The organism is Streptomyces sp. NPDC008121 (genome assembly GCF_042957155.1).
GTDB lineage: Bacteria > Actinomycetota > Actinomycetes > Streptomycetales > Streptomycetaceae > Streptomyces.
Genome location: NZ_JBIBHT010000002.1, coordinates 640,129 through 657,121, shown reverse-complemented (window position 1 = coordinate 657,121; position 16,993 = coordinate 640,129). Strand labels below are relative to the sequence as shown.

At 73.9% G+C, this 16,993-nt stretch carries 15 protein-coding genes; 10 read left to right on the top strand and 5 right to left on the bottom strand.

Annotation, left to right across the window (positions count from 1 at the left end):
• The first annotated feature begins 134 nt into the window (after positions 1–134).
• On the top strand, positions 135–503 hold the full coding sequence (locus ACFZBD_RS08445; protein WP_391137602.1) for an ATP-binding protein: 369 nt from the start codon (positions 135–137) through the stop codon (positions 501–503).
• A 122-nt stretch (positions 504–625) separates the two neighbouring features.
• Here the strand turns inward: ACFZBD_RS08445 and ACFZBD_RS08440 are convergent, their stop codons facing one another.
• On the bottom strand, positions 626–1,651 hold the full coding sequence (locus ACFZBD_RS08440) for a SigB/SigF/SigG family RNA polymerase sigma factor (protein ID WP_391137599.1): 1,026 nt from the start codon (positions 1,649–1,651) through the stop codon (positions 626–628).
• Between the two features lie 131 nt (positions 1,652–1,782).
• Between ACFZBD_RS08440 and ACFZBD_RS08435 the strand changes: the two genes are divergently transcribed.
• Together ACFZBD_RS08435 and ACFZBD_RS08430 are read left to right on the top strand one after the other, a co-directional pair.
• Positions 1,783–2,253 (top strand): ATP-binding protein, encoded by a 471-nt coding sequence (locus ACFZBD_RS08435; RefSeq protein WP_391137596.1) that lies wholly within the window; start codon positions 1,783–1,785, stop codon positions 2,251–2,253.
• Positions 2,254–2,392: 139 nt separating this feature from the next.
• Complete coding sequence (locus ACFZBD_RS08430) at positions 2,393–5,368, top strand: HAMP domain-containing protein (RefSeq protein WP_391137593.1); 2,976 nt, start codon at positions 2,393–2,395, stop codon at positions 5,366–5,368.
• Positions 5,369–5,411: 43 nt separating this feature from the next.
• Here the strand turns inward: ACFZBD_RS08430 and ACFZBD_RS08425 are convergent, their stop codons facing one another.
• Positions 5,412–7,895 (bottom strand): SpoIIE family protein phosphatase, encoded by a 2,484-nt coding sequence (locus tag ACFZBD_RS08425; protein ID WP_391137590.1) that lies wholly within the window; start codon positions 7,893–7,895, stop codon positions 5,412–5,414.
• Between the two features lie 269 nt (positions 7,896–8,164).
• Here ACFZBD_RS08425 and ACFZBD_RS08420 point away from each other — a divergent pair, with 269 nt between their 5' ends.
• From ACFZBD_RS08420 to ACFZBD_RS08410, 3 genes are all read left to right on the top strand, one after another.
• Positions 8,165–8,641, top strand: a complete 477-nt coding sequence (locus ACFZBD_RS08420) for a hypothetical protein (protein ID WP_391137587.1) — start codon at positions 8,165–8,167, stop codon at positions 8,639–8,641.
• Entirely contained in the window at positions 8,638–9,678 is a 1,041-nt protein-coding gene (locus ACFZBD_RS08415) for an iron-containing redox enzyme family protein (RefSeq protein WP_391137584.1), read from the top strand. The genes ACFZBD_RS08420 and ACFZBD_RS08415 overlap by 4 nt, the downstream gene beginning before the upstream one ends.
• Before the next feature lie 125 nt (positions 9,679–9,803).
• Entirely contained in the window at positions 9,804–10,127 is a 324-nt protein-coding gene (locus ACFZBD_RS08410) for a plasmid stabilization protein (protein ID WP_391137581.1), read from the top strand.
• A gap of 107 nt (positions 10,128–10,234) precedes the next feature.
• On the opposite strand, the gene ACFZBD_RS08405 is transcribed toward ACFZBD_RS08410, so the two are convergent.
• Positions 10,235–11,563 carry a serine hydrolase gene (locus tag ACFZBD_RS08405; protein ID WP_391137579.1) on the bottom strand — a complete coding sequence of 443 codons (1,329 nt, stop codon included), beginning with the start codon at positions 11,561–11,563 and terminating at the stop codon, positions 10,235–10,237.
• Between the two features lie 40 nt (positions 11,564–11,603).
• Here ACFZBD_RS08405 and ACFZBD_RS08400 point away from each other — a divergent pair, with 40 nt between their 5' ends.
• Together ACFZBD_RS08400 and ACFZBD_RS08395 are read left to right on the top strand one after the other, a co-directional pair.
• Positions 11,604–11,846, top strand: a complete 243-nt coding sequence (locus ACFZBD_RS08400; RefSeq protein WP_391137576.1) for a hypothetical protein — start codon at positions 11,604–11,606, stop codon at positions 11,844–11,846.
• Between the two features lie 238 nt (positions 11,847–12,084).
• Complete coding sequence (locus tag ACFZBD_RS08395) at positions 12,085–13,959, top strand: NAD-binding protein (protein ID WP_391138535.1); 1,875 nt, start codon at positions 12,085–12,087, stop codon at positions 13,957–13,959.
• 66 nt (positions 13,960–14,025) lie between these two features.
• Here the strand turns inward: ACFZBD_RS08395 and ACFZBD_RS08390 are convergent, their stop codons facing one another.
• Both ACFZBD_RS08390 and ACFZBD_RS08385 read right to left on the bottom strand, forming a co-directional pair.
• Positions 14,026–14,217, bottom strand: a complete 192-nt coding sequence (locus ACFZBD_RS08390; RefSeq protein WP_391137573.1) for a DUF4236 domain-containing protein — start codon at positions 14,215–14,217, stop codon at positions 14,026–14,028.
• Positions 14,218–14,408: 191 nt separating this feature from the next.
• Entirely contained in the window at positions 14,409–14,990 is a 582-nt protein-coding gene (locus tag ACFZBD_RS08385; RefSeq protein WP_391137570.1) for a TetR family transcriptional regulator, read from the bottom strand.
• 94 nt (positions 14,991–15,084) lie between these two features.
• Here ACFZBD_RS08385 and ACFZBD_RS08380 point away from each other — a divergent pair, with 94 nt between their 5' ends.
• Both ACFZBD_RS08380 and ACFZBD_RS08375 read left to right on the top strand, forming a co-directional pair.
• Positions 15,085–15,534, top strand: coding sequence for a VOC family protein (locus ACFZBD_RS08380; protein ID WP_391137568.1), 450 nt, complete (start codon positions 15,085–15,087; stop codon positions 15,532–15,534).
• Positions 15,535–15,763: 229 nt separating this feature from the next.
• On the top strand, positions 15,764–16,987 hold the full coding sequence (locus ACFZBD_RS08375; protein ID WP_391137565.1) for a cytochrome P450: 1,224 nt from the start codon (positions 15,764–15,766) through the stop codon (positions 16,985–16,987).
• The last annotated feature ends 6 nt before the right edge of the window (positions 16,988–16,993 follow it).

Here is a 16,993-nt window from a genome sequence, read left to right as displayed (position 1 = left end):
GGCGGAGGTACCCCATGGACCAGGAAGCCGCGGACAGTGGGGCTGTCGGCGGGGTGCACGAGCGTCAGGGGCCCGGGGCCCCGACACGACAGGGCCAGATCCGGCGGCTGTTGCTCTTCGATACGCGGGGAGTCGTGACGCGGTGCCGTGACTTCACCGCGGCGGCTCTGGCCGACTGGGGCTGGACGCCTGCGCGGACCGAGGAGGCGCAGGAGCGGGTGGACGACGTGCTGCTGCTGGTCTCCGAGGTGGTGACCAACGCCTGCCTGCACGCCGACGGTCCCGAGGAGATCGTCCTGCGCCAGTCCGGCGAGAACCTGCGGGTCGAGGTCGCCGACGGGAACCCCGAGCCTCCGGCGCGGCGCCGGCCGCGCGCCGCGTCCCTCCCGGGGGGACACGGGCTGATGGTCCTGGACCGCCTGGCGGGGGACTGGGGCTCCGAGCGGCGCGAGGGCGGCAAGGTGGTGTGGCTGGAGATCAGCCGCCCGGACACCGCCGCGTGAGGCGAGGCCTCCCGGCCGCGTGAGGCCGTGGCTTCCTCAGCCGTCCCGTGCCGCGTTCCCGGCACCCCGCCCGTCGGTGGCGCCTCGGGCCCGCGCCTTCGGTGACGCGCTCCCGCGGCCCCTCAGTGACGCGCTCCCGCGGCGCGGCGCGTGGCCGTTCCCGCCGTGGCGTCCACGTCCGTGGTGTCCTCCAGCAGACCGGTCCTCAGCTCGTCGAGGATCCGGGCCAAGAGCCGGGATATGTGCATCTGGGAGAGCCCGAGGCGCTCGCCGATCTCCGACTGCGTGAGCTCGTCGCCGAAGCGCAGCGACAGGATCCGCCGGTCCCGCTCGTCCAGTCGGGCGATCAGCGGCTTCAGCGACTCCAGGGAGTCGATCAGGTCGAAGGAGCGCTCCTCCTCGCCGAGGCGCCGCGCCCCGGCGGTGAGCGTCGTCGTCTCCTCGTCGCCGGACGGGGTGTCCAGGGAACGCGCCACATAGCCGTTCGCGGCCTGCTCGCCCTCCGCCACACACGCCTCGTCGACCCGCAGGTGGGCCGCCAGCTCGGCCCGACTCGGGCGGCGCCCCAGATCCTGTTCCAGGGTGTCGATCGCCTTGGCCAGCTCGATGCGCAGCTCCTGGAGCCGGCGCGGCACCTGAACGGCCCAGCTGGTGTCCCGGAAGAAGCGCTTCATCTCGCCCACGATGGTGGGCAGCGCGAAGGCCGAGAACTCCACGTCACGGCTGGTGTCGAACCGGTCGATCGCCTTGATCAGGCCGATCGTGCCGACCTGGACGATGTCCTCGGTCGGCTCGGCGCGGTTCTTGAAGCGGCGCGCGGCGAACTTCACCAGGCTGAGGTTCAGCTCGACCAGGGTGTTGCGTACGTAGGCGTGCTCCGCCGTGCCCTCCTCCAGTGACTCCAGTCGGGTGAAGAGCGCCGTGGAGAGGGTCTGCGCGTCGGCCGTGCTCACCTCGGTGGGCCGGTCGATCTCGGGCAGCCCGTCCAGCGCGCGGCGCCGTACCTCGACCGGCTCGGCGATCGCCCCGCGGGACGAGGACGCCCGCGAGCGGCGTGGCGCGTCCGGCCCGTACGGCTCCGGGGGCTCCGGAAGGACCGCCGTGGCGGAGGCGGAGGTCTGACGGCGGGAGGTGTGCGAAGTGGACATGATGCTCCTCGACCGATGGCGCGGCTCCTCGCCCTCCTGGAAGGACGGCGAGCAGAGCTCCTTCGAGTGTCCTTCCTCAAAGATTCCCCCCTGGGATGAATCAACACCATTTGTCCGGGAAACGGCGAGCTATGACCACCTGGCAGCACAGGGACACATCGCGTGCCCGGCACTACGCGCTGACCGACGGGCCGGAAACGGTCGCGGAGTGCCGCGCGGTCACCCGTCAGGCCCTGCGCGAGTGGTTCGGCCAGGCCGGGGCGGCCGGGTGCACCGCCGTGGAGGACGCCGTCCTGCTCGTCTCCGAGGTCGTCGGCAACGCCTGCCGCCACGCCGACGGACCGTACGAGCTGAGCCTGGACCACACGGACCGGCGCCTGCGGGCCCAGGTCAGCGACGCCAGCCCGGCACGGCCCCGGCCGTCCGGCCCCCATCGCCCGGCGCGGTCCTCCGGGCACGGTCTGTACCTCCTGGACCGGCTCGCCGCGGCGTGGGGCTGTCTGCCGCGCCCGCGCGGCAAGGCGGTGTGGTTCGAGATCGACATCCCGCCCGAGGACCCCGGGCACACCCCCGTCCGTACCCCTCCCGGCGAGGTGCCGTGACCCCTCGCGCCCGCACGCACCCCTCCGCTCGCCGGGCCCGCCGACCAGGCGCTCCTTTCCGGACCCGACCTAAGGTGGGAGTGCGAACCGGGCCGCCGCGGTGCACCCCGTACCGCTCCCGCGTCGCCGCGAGGCCGTGATGGACGTATCCCCCCGCAGGAACCGCACCCCCGCCGCCGGGGCCGACCGGCCGGCCGGGCCGGGCGAGGACGGGCTCCGAGAGTTCCTGGCCGGCCTCACCGCCGTCCGGGACGGTGACCTGTCGGTGCGCCTGCCCGAAGCCGCCGGCGGCGTCCAGGGGCAGATCGCCGTGGTCTACAACGACATGGTCGGCCAGCTGTCGCTGGTCACCTCCGAGGTCACCCGGGTGGCCCGCGAGGTCGGGGGGCAGGGACTGCTCGGCGGACGCGCCCGTGAACTGCGCGTCCACGGCGTCTGGCAGGAGCTGACCTCGGGCGTCAACACCATGGCCGACAATCTGACCTCGCAGGTCAGGTCCATCGCCCAGGTCGCCACGGCGGTCGCCGGCGGCGACCTCACCCGCAAGATCCGTGTCGACGCGGACGGCGAGATCCTGGAGCTCAAGGAGACCATCAACACGATGGTCGACCGGCTCTCCTCCTTCGCCGAGGAGGTCACCCGCGTCGCCCGCGAGGTCGGCACCGAGGGCAAGCTCGGCGGCCAGGCCACCGTCCGCGGAGTGTCCGGCACCTGGAAGGACCTCACCGACAACGTCAACTCCATGGCCGACAACCTCACCAACCAGGTGCGGAACATCGCCCAGGTCACCACCGCCGTCGCCCAGGGCGACCTCACCAGCCGGATCGACGTCTCCGCGCGCGGCGAGATCCTGGAGCTCAAGACCACGATCAACACGATGGTCGACCAGCTGTCCTCGTTCGCCGCCGAGGTCACCCGCGTGGCGAGAGAGGTCGGCACGGAGGGCAAGCTCGGCGGTCAGGCCGAGGTCGAAGGGGTCTCGGGCACCTGGAAACGGCTCACCGAGAACGTCAACGAACTCGCCGGCAACCTCACCCGGCAGGTCCGCGCCATCGCCGAGGTCACCAGCGCCGTCGCCGAGGGCGACCTCACCCGCTCCATCGCCGTCGAGGCCCCCGGCGAGGTCGGCGACCTCCGGGACAACATCAACGCCATGGTCGAGTCGCTCCGCGCCACCACCCGGGCCAACGAGGACCAGGACTGGCTCAAGACCAACATCGCCCGGATCGCGGCCCGTATGCAGGGCACCCGCGCCCTCCCCGACATCGCCGAACTGATCATGACCGAGGTGCCTCCCCTGGTCTCCGCGCAGTACGGAGCCTTCTTCCTCGCCCGGCACGACGAACGGGGCACCGAACTCGTCATGACGGCCGCGTACGGCCTGCCGGACGACCCCGCCGGCCCGCCCCGCAGCTTCCGGCTCGGCCAGTCCCTCGTCGGCCAGGCCGCACACGACCGGCGCACCCTCGTGGTGGACCGCGTGCCGCCCGGGTACGCCACCATCGCCTCCGGCGGCGGCCGCGGCGAACCGGGCATGCTGGTCATCCTGCCGATCGTCGTCGAGGACCAGGTCCTCGGCGCCGTGGAGCTCGCCTCGCTCCACCCCTTCACCGCCATCCACCGCGACTTCCTCGAGCAGTTCGTGGACACCGCGGGAGCCGTCGTCAGCTCGCTCGTCGCCAACCTCCGCACCGACGAGCTGCTCGGCCAGTCCCAGCGACTCACCGAAGAACTGCGCACCAGCTCCCGGGAGTTGCAGGAGAGGCAGCAGGAACTCCAGCGCTCCAACGCCGAGCTGAAGGAGAAGGCGGCGCTGCTCGCCGAACGGAACCAGGACATCGAGTCCAAGAACCTCGTCATCGAACAGGCCCGTCAGGAACTGGAGGCCCGCGCCCAGCAGCTCTCCCGTACCTCCATGTACAAATCCGAGTTCCTCGCCAACATGAGCCACGAGCTGCGCACCCCGCTCAACAGCCTGCTCATCCTGGCGCGGCTGCTCGCCCAGAACCCGGACGGGAACCTGACGGCCAAACAGGTCGACTACGCCGAGGTCATCCACTCCGCCGGCTCCGACCTGCTCCAGCTGATCAACGACATCCTCGACCTGTCGAAGGTCGAGGCGGGCAAGATGGAGATCCGGCCCGAGCCGTTCGCCATGCACCAGCTGCTGGACTATCTGGAGGCGACCTTCGGCCCCGTCGCCGACGAACGCGAGCTGGAGTTCGCGGTCACCGTGGCCGCCGACGTCCCGGACGAGCTGACCACGGACGAGTCCCGGCTGCGCCAGATCCTGCGCAACCTGCTCTCCAACGCCATGAAGTTCACCGAGGAGGGACGGGTCGAGCTGGCCATCGGCCGCGCCGAGGGCGACCGACTGCCGCCCCGGCTGCGCGGCGCCGGCGCCGCCCTCGCCTTCCGCGTCAGCGACACGGGCACCGGCATCCCCTCCGAGCGGCTCGAGAGCATCTTCGGCGCCTTCCAGCAGGGCGACGGCACCACCGCCCGCAGCTACGGCGGAACCGGCCTGGGGCTCTCCATCAGCCGCGAGGTGGCCGGGCTCCTCGGCGGCGCCCTCGACGTCCGGAGCACCCCCGGCCACGGCAGCGTCTTCACCTTCTTCCTCCCCGACCCGCGCCTCGGCGGCCCCGCGGACCCCGACGCCGTACCGGCCACCGGCGACGACGGCCGGGCCGCCCCCGGGCAGCCCGAAGCCGACCCCGGCCCCGCGCACGACCCCCGCACGGCAGGCCGGACCGTCCTCGTCGTCGACGACGACGTACGGAACGTCTTCGCGCTCACCGAAGTGCTGGAGCGCCACGGAGTCCACGTCCTCAGCGCCGACGGCGGCCGCGCGGGCCTCGACCTGCTGGGCGGCCACCCCGAGATCGAACTCGTCCTGATGGACGTCATGATGGCCGGCATGGACGGCTACGCCGCCACGGAGGCGATCCGGGAGCTCCCGGGCCGGGCGGACCTCCCGGTCATCGCGGTGACGGCCAAGGCCATGCCCGGCGACCGCGCCCGCGCCCTGGCGGCCGGTGCCGCCGACTACGTCTCGAAGCCGGTCGACGCGGACGAACTCATGACCAAGGTCCGCCAGTGGCTCCCCACTTGAACACGTGACCGCCTGACCGCCTGACGCATCGGTCGGCGCGCCGTCAGAGCACCTGCACGGCGACGATGCTCGTGTCGTCGTCGGTGTCCCCGCCGGCCGCTCGCAGCAGCCCGTCCACCAGTCGGTCCAACGGGTGGCGGCTCTGCCGTTCGGCCTCCCTGACGAGGTGCGCGAGCCCTCGGTCCAGACCGTCGTGGCGGCGCTCGACCAGACCGTCCGTGTACAGCAGCAGCCGGTCGCCCGCCCGCAGCCGGGTGCGCTGCTCCTTGTACTCGTACGCCGGAACCGCGCCGAGCAGCACGTCGTGCGGGGCGTCGAGCAGCCGGGCCCGGCCCTCCCGGATGAGCAGGGGCGGCAGGTGCCCGGCGCTCGTCCACACGATGACGTGGTCCTCGGGGTCGTACAGCGCGCAGACGGCCGTGGCGGTGGGGTGGTCGGTGGTGCGCAGCGTCAGCTCGTTGAGCCAGCGCATCAGGTGCCGGGGGGAGTTGCCGGTGAAGGCGAGCCCGCGCTGGGCGTTGCGGAGCGCGACCATGCCGTTGACGGACGTGATGCCGTGGCCCGCGATGTCCCCGACGGCCACCAGGACCTTGCCGCCGGGCAGCGGGAGCACGTCGTACCAGTCGCCGCCGACGCGGTACTCCTCGGCGGCCGGCCGGTAGCGGGCCGCCACCATCAGCCCCGGCACCTCCTGGAGGTCGGGGACCTCGGGCACGATCGCCTGCTGGAGCTGGAGCGCCAGTCGGTGCCGGATCTCCGCACGGCCCTGGACGGCCGTCAGGTGGTCGAAGGTCGCGTTGAGCGCCGCCTCGGTGCGCCGGCTGGCGGACACGTCCTGGTAGACGCCGGCGATGCCGCCGACGGTCCGCCCGTCGAGCAGCGGCTCGGCCGCCACCCGGACATGGCGGACGGTCCCGTCGCCGAGGAGCACCCGCAGGACCGTCTGCGCGCCGGTATGGCGTTCGGTCAGCGTCGTGAGCAGCGCGGTCAGCGCCACGCCGTCCTCCGGATGGACCCGTCCCCGCAGACCGAGCAGCGGTACGGGCGTCTCGTCGCGGGACATCCCGAAGATCGCGAACGCCTGTTCCGACCAGATGGTCTCGCCGCCGGTGAGGCTGTCCTGGAAGGTGGCCACGCTCTGCAGCCGGGCCACCGCGCGTCCGGTCGCCAGGCCGGGGTCGTTCGCGGTGTGCCAGAGCACGACCGTCCGCTCGGCGCCGGCCGGCAGCACCCGCACGTCGCACAGCCGGGGGGAGCCGCTGGGGCCGGTGTCCGTGACGGGCAGCAGGGCCGCCCGCTGCACGCGCGCGCTGCGGTGGGCGCGGCGCGCGAGATGGGCCAGGTCGGCGTGGACCGCGGGAAGGGCGAGGGCGAGGGAGCGGTCCTCGCGCGGCGGAGCGGCGCCGAGCGCCTCCACGGCTTCTTCGTTCAGGTGCTCGATCGTCGGTGGGGTGGAGGCCGGCGGGCCGGGGGCCTGGGCAGCGGGGGCCGACGACGAGGTGGGCGCGGGCTCGACGGGCGGCGGGGCACCGGCCGACGGCGTGTGGAGCAGCATCGCCGGATGGACCAGCGCGTCCAGCACGTCGACGAGTACGGGAGTGGCGGCCGGGGCCGCCTCCTGGGCGTCCAGGACCGTGCCCGCCACCTCCATCAGGCCCATCAGGGCGCGCCGCAGCGGGGCCTCCAGGGTGAGCGGGCCCGGCCAGCAGACCAGGGCGAGCCCGGCCGTCGTACCGCGCACGCGCAGGGGCAGCAGCGCCCGGGCGGCGCGCGGGCCCGGGCCCGGCAGGACGTCGTCGTGCCCCGTCTCCAGCCAGGCGGGCGAGCCGTCGGCGAGGACCTCGCGGAAGAGCCGCGGGCCCGCCGGGGGGATCCACTGCCACAGCGCGGCCTCGGCCGCGCTCACCCCGGCGTGTCCCGCGAGCCGCAGGCATCCCATGTCGGCGCGTCGCCAGAGCCAGAGGCTCTCCGCACCGTAAGGGGCGAGGCCGCCCTCCAGCAGGGTGCGGGCCGCCTCGCCGACCGTGTCGGCGGTCTCGGCGGCCGACACCGCGCGCCGGGCCCGGCGCGCTTCGGCGAGATGGCGCGCCGTGATCCGGGCGGCGTGCTCCTCCGGGGTCTCCCGCGCGGCGCCGGGCGGTGCCGCGCCGGCCTCGTGGCCGGGCGCCGCACCCTCCTCCCGCTCCTCGTCCGTCGGCTCGGGAGGCGTGTGCCCGGCGTCCGTCTGCTCGTGGCCGGGTGCGGTCGGCGGCTTGAGCGGGGAGCCGGCCAGGCCGTTGACGACGTCCGCGGCGAGGTCTTCGACGTCCAGGCCGGTGGCGTGGGCCAGGGCGTCGAGGTGGGCGGCGGCGTCCGCGGGGGAGGCGTTCAGCTGGACCGCGAGGACACCGGTGGCCAGGTCGAGGAGGTGCCGTCGGGCGCGTTCGGCCCGCAGCCGCCCGATCTCCGCCGTGAGCCTGGCGACGCTGTCGGGGCCGGACCGTGCCTCTCCGGCCCCTGGAGGCTTCGCGGCGGGGTTGGTCGTCACGGCTCCCTCGTTCCCTCCACCGCACGGTCGACCGGAATCGTGGTGTCCGCACAGGATTCTACCTTTTGGAGCCTTCTGGTAGATCTTCTGATGATCTGTACGGGATCGTTCCCTCGCGGCCCGAGAGGGGTGTACGCCCGGGGGACGTACCGGAGAAGCACCGGCGAGGTGTCTGAAGAGCGGTTCCGCGGGTACTCGCGGCGGCAGAGCCGGGATCCGGTGGCCCGACCGCGTCGAAAGGCGCGGCGGCCTTCCGGGGAACGGCACGCGTGCGCAGGAACGATGGGCAGGGCCGGCCGTTCGTCCGGGACACCGGAGGGGCGCCGGACCGCTGGGAGGTGTCGGCGATGGAGGAAGTACGGCTCTCACCACGCGAGCGGCGCATCCTGGCCGAGATGGAGAGAGAACTGGCGGAGGACGGCGGGCGCACTCCTTCCACCGACGCCCCCGGCGAGCGGCCGGACCGCCCGTCCGTCCCGGACGGTTCTCGTGGCCCGGACGGACGTCACGGCACGGACGCCTCGCCCGGACCGGCCCGGTGGCGTGGCCCGTACCGGTCGCCCGACCGCTGGGCAGTGCGGGGAACCGCCCTGCTGGGGGCCGTGGCCCTCGCCCTCCTCGTCTCCGCCGTCGTGACCGCGGCGCCCGTCCTGATCTGGGTGTTCGCGGTGGTCTGGGTCGTCGCCCTGACCTGCCTGCTGCGCATGGTGATCCGCTGGTCGCGAAAGATGAGGACGAGAACATGAGCAGTGCCACCGATACGGCCACCGCGACCGTGGAGCCGACCACGGCCGCGCCCCGGCTGCCCTCCGCCCGCGGCGAGGTGTCCGAGGGCGTGCGCGCCTACCTGCGCGGCGACGCCTCGGTGCTGCCCGACGCCGCCGCGACCGAGCGGCTCGACCCGTACGGCGACGACCTCCACCTCGCCCTGCACCTCTGCTACGAACTCCACTACCGCGGCTTCGCCGGGGTGGCGGACGAGCGGGAGTGGGATCCGGCCCTGCTGGAGCTGAGGGGCCGTCTGGAAGCGCGCTTCCTGGCCGCCCTGCGCGAGGAGTGCGGCACGACCGACGACGTCACCGACGCCCTCGGCGCGATCCTGGTCGAACCGGTGGACGGCACCGGCCCCTCCCACTTCCTCGTCGAGCACGGTGAACTGTGGCAGCTCAGGGAGTACGCGGCCCTGCGCTCCGTCTACCACCTCAAGGAGGCCGACCCCCACGCCTGGGTGATCCCCCGGCTTCGCGGCCGGGCCAAGGCGTCCATGGTGGCGGTGGAGTACGACGAGTTCGGCTCCGGCCGGGCCGAGCGCATGCACGCGCGCCTGTACGCGGAGCTGATGACCGACCTCGGCCTCGACACCACGTACGGCCGCTACGTCGAGTCGGCCGGAGCGCGGACCCTGGCGACCGTCAACCTCATGTCGCTCTTCGGGCTGCACCGGGCCCTGCGCGGGGCGCTCGTGGGCCACTTCGCCTCCGTCGAGATCACCTCCTCGCCCGGCTCCTCCCGGCTGGCGCTCGCCCTCGAACGGGCCGGGGCGGGGCCCGCGGCGGTGCACTTCTACGAGGAGCACGTGGAGGCGGACGCCGTACACGAACAGCTGGTCCGGCGAGAGGTCGTCGACGGCCTCTTGGAGGACGAGCCGCACCTGGCGGCCGACGTCGCCTTCGGGATCCGGGCCACCGGCCTCCTGGAGGACCGCCTCGGGGACGACTTGGTCGCCGCCTGGTCCGAGGGCCGGTCGGCGCTCCGCCGGCCGCTCGACGAGACGGGCGAATGAAAAGGGGCGAAAGGGGCAGAAGTGTCGTGGGCGGGGCCCGACGAGAGGCGCTAGGCCCCGCCCGACGACCGGCCATGACGATCACGACAGGCCGCACGCGGACGGTGGAAGGGAAGGAGCGGACCATGCCTCGCGGATCGAGCCCGAAGCGGGAACGGCAGTACGAGCACATCAAGGACAGCGCCCTCGACCGAGGTGAGGGCGAGGAGCGCGCCGAGGAGATCGCCGCGCGCACCGTCAACAAGGAGCGGGCCCGCGCGGGCGAGTCCAAGACGGCGAGCAAGACGTCCACGCAGGACATGTCGTCCTCCCGGAGGGGCGGCAAGCGCTCGCACAGCGGCGCCGAGGGGCCGACGTACGACCAGCTCTACGCCGAGGCGCAGAAGCGGAACGTCCACGGCCGGTCCTCGATGAACAAGGCGGAGCTGAAGCGCTCGCTCGGCAAGTGACCCCGGTTCCGCCGGGGCCGGGCCGCGAGACCCGGTCCCCGCGGTGACCGACGAGAGCGCCGGGCCCCGACGACGAGAAGCGTGGCGCCCGCGGGTGGCGGCGCCCGTCAGGCGTGCCCGTCACCGCCCGGGCCGGCCGACCGACGCCGCCACAGCCACAGCGAGAGCGCCGCACCGAGGGCCGAACCCACCAGGGCCAGCGGGAGACCCGCCCAGGGGCCGGAGGGAACGGACCCGTGCGGCGAGTTCTCCTCCGGGCCGGGGTTTCCCCGTTCGGCGCGGCGCGGCTCGGTCAGGGCGGCGACCCGCTCCGACACGGGCACCGGCCGGGGCACCGTGGCCTTCGCCGCTGTGGCCTCCTTCGCCGCACCGGCCTTCTTGTCCCCGTGCGGGGCCGCGCCCGCCGCGGCGGCGGCCGGTCCGGTCTCGGGCGACGGATGCCGCTGCGCGCGCACCGGCACCGGGGCCAGGGTGCCGACGGCCTGGACCCGGCCCGCGGCGTCGAAGCCCCAGTCGAACAGCGACCTGGCCTCCTCGTACACGGAGTGCCCTCCCGAGCTGGGGTTCATCACCGACACCACCAGCGTCCGGGTGCCCCGGCGGGCGGCGGCGATCAGGGTGTTCCCCGCGCCGCTGGTGTAACCGTTCTTGATGCCGATGAGCCCCGGGTAGCGCGCCACCCCGTCCGCCCCGGTCAGCAGCCGGTTCGTGTTCCGGATGCCGTACGACCACGACCCCGAGGGGAAGTCGGCGTACGGCGTCGAGCAGTAGCGGACGAAGGCCGGGTCCTGGAGCCCGGCGCGGCCGAAGAGCGCCAGATCGTACGCCGAGGACACCTGCCCCGGTGCGTCGTAGCCGTCCGGCGACACCACGTGCGTGTCGCGCGCGCCCAGAGCCCGCGCCTTCTCCTGCATCTGCCGGGCCATCGACTCCCAGCCGCCGCTCATCGCCGCCAGCACGTGGACGGCGTCGTTCCCCGAGCTGAGGAAGACGCCGTTCCACAGATCCGACACCTTGTACGTGTAACCGGGCCGGACGCCGACCAGGCTGCTGCCCTGCCCGATCCCCTCCAGCTCCCACGCGTCGACCGTGTGCCGCCGTTCGGGCTCGAGATGCGGCATCGCGGTGAGGGCGAACAGCGCCTTCAGGGTGCTGGCCGGCGGCAACCGGCGATGGGCGTTCCGCGCCGCGAGCACCTCTCCGGTGGCGGCATCGGCCACCAGCCACGACCGCGCGGACGAGTCCGGCAACTCGGGCGCCCCCCGCAACGGCCGGACCTGCGTCCCGGCGCGGTCCAGCAGGCCCGCGTCGACGAAACGCGCGGTGGGAGGCGTGGGTTCCGTGAGGGAGGAGGCCGTGGCCGTGGGGGCCTGCAGCACGAACAGCAGCACCGCGACACCGGCGGCGGCATGACGGACAGCGGACGTGACGATCATTCAGCCACCGTAGGAAGCCTGACCGTCACCCGCAGTCGGAGTGAGCCGACCGGCGTACGAACGCCGCGGGGGCAGGATCATCGCCATCCAGGCCGGGGTGCGGATCCGGGTCGTCCGGACAGGGCCGGCGGAACCGCGGGAGGCCCTGCGCGGCATCGAGGCCACGCCCCTGATCACCGCCGGTCCGGCGACGGCCCGCGTCCTCGTCCTGACCACCTTCGACGAGGACGACCACGTCCACGCCCCCCTCGACTCGGCGCCCGGGTCCGGGTCCGGCTCGTGATCACGGCCGATGAGAGCGGTCCCGTCACGCTGCTCCGCTGAAGAGGCCCTGAAGAAGACCGCCGTCTGGGGGCCGGGGAAGCGGTGTCAGCGGGGCAGGGCATGCTGGTGACGTGGCATCACCTTCGTATCAGAGCAGCCCCGTTCCATCGGAACCCGCCGAGGCGCAGGGGACCGGCGGTCCCGTCGCCGCGGGGGCGTCCGCGCCGCGGCAGCAGCGGGCCGTGGCCGCCGGGCACATGATCGTCTGCGGTGACGACGTGCTCGCCCACCGGCTCGCGGCGGAGCTGCACGACGTCTACGGCGAGCGGATCACCCTGCTCGTCCCCGCGCCGCGGGAGCCCGAGCGGCCGTCGGCCGGCCGGCCGGGGATCGCCCAGGCGCTGTTCGGCCGGGTGACCGCGGCCGTCACCCGGGGCGCCGTGGGGGAGCAGCGGGGCGCGGCGCCCACGCGATCGATACGGCTCGTGGAGACGGCCGAGGTGGACGACGCCGTTCTCGTGGACGCGGGCGTCGAACAGGCGGCCGCCCTCGCCCTCGTGTACGACGACGACGAGACCAACATCCGCGCCGCGCTCGCCGCCCGCCGCCTCAACCCCCGCCTGCGACTGGTGATCCGGCTCTACAACCGCAAGCTCGGCCAGCACCTGGAGACCCTTCTCGATCAGGCCGGGGCGGTCGTCGAGCCCTGCCCGGACCCCAAGCTGCTCGACGCCGCGACGACCGTGCTCTCCGACGCCGACACGGCCGCCCCCGCGCTCGCGGCCACCGCGATCGCCGGCACCAGCAAGGTCGTCCAGGCCGGCGGTCTCCTCCTCCACGCCGTCGAACGCACGCCGCCGGCCCGCGGCGAGGTCGCCGACCCCGGCCTGTGCACCCTCGCCCTGCTGTCGGCGACCACCAACGATCCGGCCGGCTGCGAGGGCTCGGAGCGCAGCGGCGACGCGGGCCCCCAGCTCCTGCCCGACGACCGGGCCGTCGCGGCGGCGCCCGGCCGGGGCACCGTCGCCCTGGAGGCGGTCACATACGCCGGACCGACCCTCTCGGCGAACAGGTTCGGCGCCTCCGCGCTGCCCGTCGCCTCGCTCTTCTCCCGCCGGCTGCGCTGGTCGCTCGCCGGTGTGACCGCCGCCGTTGTCGCGATCGCCCTCGCCACCTGGCTCACCACCCGCCACCACCCCCTGCACGCCGCCTACCTGACGCTCCTGGACCTCTTCGCCATCGGCGACCCCGCCGTCGACGAGACCACCAGCCGTCAGGTGCTGCAGCTCCTCGCCGGACTCCTCGGCCTGCTCCTGCTGCCCGTCCTGATCGCCGGACTCCTCGAAGCCCTCGGCACCTTCCGCTCGGCGACCTCGCTGCGCCGCCCGCCCCGCACCCTGTCCGGCCATGTGGTGCTCCTGGGACTCGGCAAGGTGGGCACGCGGGTCCTCGCGCGGCTGCGCCGACTGAACATCCCGGTGGTGTGCGTCGAGTCCGACCCCGAGGCGCGCGGCGTGGCGCTGGCCCGCCGGCTGCGCGTCCCGACCGTCATCGGAGACGTCACCGAGGAGGGCGTCCTGGAAGCCGCCCGCATCCACCGCGCCCACGCCCTGCTCGCCCTGACCAGCGTCGACATCACCAACCTGGAGGCCGCGCTCTCCGCCCGCTCGGTCAAGGCCGACCTGCGCGTCGCCCTGCGCCTGTACGACGACGACTTCGCCACCGCCGTCTACCGCACCCTGCGCGCCGCCCACCCGGACGCCCTCACCCGCAGCCGCAGCGTCTCGCACCTGGCCGCACCGGCCTTCGCGGGCGCCATGATGGGCCGCCAGATCCTGGGCGCCATCCCGGTGGAGCGCCGGGTGCTGCTCTTCGCGGCTGTGGACGTGGCGGGGAACGCGCACCTGGACGGCCGTACGGTCGCCGAGGCGTTCCGGCCCGGTGCCTGGCGGGTGATCGCCCTCGCCACCGGCTCCGCGCCGCTCGGCCGCCCGGGAGCCGGGCTGGTCTGGCAGCTCCACCCCGGCCAGCTCCTCGCACCCGGCGACCGGGTCGTCATCGCCGCCACCCGCCGCGGCCTGGCCGTACTCCTGGGCCGCCGCCCGCGCCGGGAGCCCGCACCGGGCCCGTAGCGCGCGCCGAAGAGCCCCCGGCCTCGCCCGGCCGGGGGCTCCTGGACGCGCCGCGCACCTCGCGGCTCAGCCGCGCTTGGTCCTGCGCCAGCCGAAGGGGCCGGGCAGGTCCATCGAGGTGGTGCGGCGTCCGGTGCTGCTGTGGGTGTGCCGGGGGCCGTGCTTGCCGCCCCCGGTGGTGATCGACCACGACTTGCGGTTGATGTTGAGCCGGACGCCGGGCAGGATCCTGAAGCTCTTGCGGAATGTCAGCGGCATGACGTCTCGCCTTCCTCCGGACGGAAGGGGGCGGCCGGTCCGACCACCCCTGCTTTCAAGCCAGTTGCCTACGTGTATCCGGCGACGGCCGTTCCATGCGCGGCAGCCGGTCGGCCGGCAGACGGCACCCGGCGCCCATTCTTCCCCGCCCCTCACGGGCGCAGGTGGTGCCAATGCGTCCGCAGGAGAGGTCAGGCCGGGGCGCGCAGCCCCGCCAGGAGCCGGTCGAGTGCCTGCTCCCCGGCTTGCGGGTCCCCGCCCCGCGCGATCCAGAGCGCGGCCTCGTTCATCGCCCCCGAGAGCAACCGGGCCAGAGGCTCCACCGGCTGATCGGCGATGACCCCGGCCGCGGCGAGCGCCGTCAGCGCCTCCGCGAGATGCCGGGCGGAGGACTTCTCGTCCATGGCCCGCCACTCGTCCCAGCCCAGCACGGTCGGCGCGTCGACCAGCAGGATCTGTCGCACCGCAGGATCGGTTCCCGCGGCCAGGAAGGCCCGGCAGCCGGCCTGGAGCTGCTCCCAGAGGTCTTCGTGCCGCTCGGCCGCGGCCGCGACCCGCTCTCCCAGTTGCTGCTGGATCTCGCCGACGACAGCCCGGAAGAGCCCTGCCTTGCTGTCGAAGTGGTGATAGGCGGCCCCCTTGGTGAGCCCGGCGGCCCGCGCCACCTCGGCCAGCACCACATGGTGGTACCCGTCGGCGGCGAACTGGCGCCGCCCTTCGGCCAGCAGCGCCTGCCGCGTGGCCGCCCGCTGCTCCGCCCGGCTGACCGCCATCGAGCCCACCGCCCTTTCTCTTCCGCATACCGAGGGTATGCTAACGCCACGATTCGCATACCCAGGGTATGTGAAATGAAGCTGGAGGAGTGTCATGACCGAAGAGCCCACGACCACGCCCAGGACGAAGCTCGGTGGCTTCTACCCGGTGCTCGCCAGCCGGGACGTGGCGGCCTCCCGCGACTTCTACACCCGCCACCTCGGGTTCGACGTGACCTTCGAGGCGGACTGGTACGTCAGCCTGCGCCGCCCCGACGCCCCGCAGTACGAACTGGCCCTCCTCGACCACGCCCACCCGACCGTCCCCGAAGGCCACCGGGCCGCGCTCCAGGGGGGCCTGCTGCTGAACTTCGAGGTGGACGACGTCGACTCCGAGCACCAGCGGCTCGTGGTCGAGGCGGGCCTGCCCGTCGTGCTGCCGCTGCGTACGGAAGAGTTCGGCCAGCGCCACTTCATCATCACCGCACCGGACGGTGTACTGATCGACGTCATCACCGTCGTCCCGCCCAGCGAGCAGTACGCCGCCCAGTACACCAACCTCTGATGCTGAGCCCGGCTTGGGGACAGGAGAGGCTCCCGGGGGTTCCCTGAGCGCGGGCAGGTCAGCCGGGCTCCTCCCCGCCGCGGTCTGCGCAGCCGGCCGCTGAGCGCGCAGACCCCTCTCGGTGAACGCGGTGCCGACCGTAGGATCTGACCGTTCGGCAGCTCTGCCTCTTCTGCAGCTCTGACCGTTCGGACGCCGGTTCGGCCCGCCTCGCCGTCAGGAGTGCCCCGTGAACGTCACGCCCCACGTCCTCGACCCCGCCGGGGGCTGCCCGCACGCCGCCAACGCCCGGCTGCTCACCCAGGGAGCCGTGGCCCCGGTGCTGCTGCCCGGCGGCGTCGAGGGGATGGCCGTCCTCGGCCACGACGCGCTGCGCGACTTCCTCTCCCACCCCGAAGTCGCCAAGGACGCACGCCACTTCACCGCCCTCGCCGACGGGCACATACCGGAAGGGTGGCCGCTGCGCACCTTCGCCACCGTCCAGGGGATGACCACCGCCGACGGCGCCGACCACCGGCGGCTGCGGGGCCTCGTCGGCAAGGCGTTCACCGCGCGCCGCGTGGAGGCGCTGCGTCCCCGGGTCGAGGCGGTCACCGCAGGACTCCTCGACGGGCTCGCGGCCGCCGCCCGGGAGGGTGGCGGCGTCGCCGATCTGCGCCGCCACTACGCCCTGCCGCTGCCCCTCGGGGTGATCTGCGAACTCCTCGGCGTGGACGCGGAGTACCGGGACCGGCTGCACCACCTCTCCAACCAGGTCGTCGCCACCGACATCGGCCCCGAGCAGGCCCTGGCGGCCAACCGCGAGCTGGTCGAGGTCCTCGCCGCCGTCGCCGCCGCCCGGACGGCGCGACCCGGCGACGACCTGACCAGCGCCCTGATCGCCGCCCGCGACGACGGCGGCGACCGGCTGAGCCAGCCCGAACTCATCGGCACCCTGATCCTGATGATCATCGCGGGGCACGAGACCACCCTGAACCTCATCACCAACGCCGTCCGCGCCCTGTGCGCGCACCGGGACCAGCTCGCCCTGCTCCTGGACGGGCGGGCCGCCTGGGCGGACGCGGTCGAGGAGACCCTGCGGTGGGACAGCCCGGTGAGCTACTTCCCGTTTCGCTACCCCACCCGCGACCTCACCGTCGACGGCACGCTGATCCCGAAGGGCACACCCGTCCTGGCGGGTTACTCGGCGGCAGGGCGCGACGAGAAGACCCACGGCCCGGACGCCGGCCGCTTCGACCTCACCCGCGCACCGGCGGCGAAGCACCTCTCCCTGGGCCACGGGCCCCACTACTGCCTGGGCGCCCCCCTCGCCCGCATGGAGGCCACGATCGCCCTCCGGTCCCTCTTCACCCGCTTCCCCGACCTCACCCTCGCCACCCCCGAGCCGGACCTCCCCCGCCACGCGAGCTTCGTCGGCAACAGCGTCCGCACCCTCCCGGTCCGGCCGGTCTGACCGCAT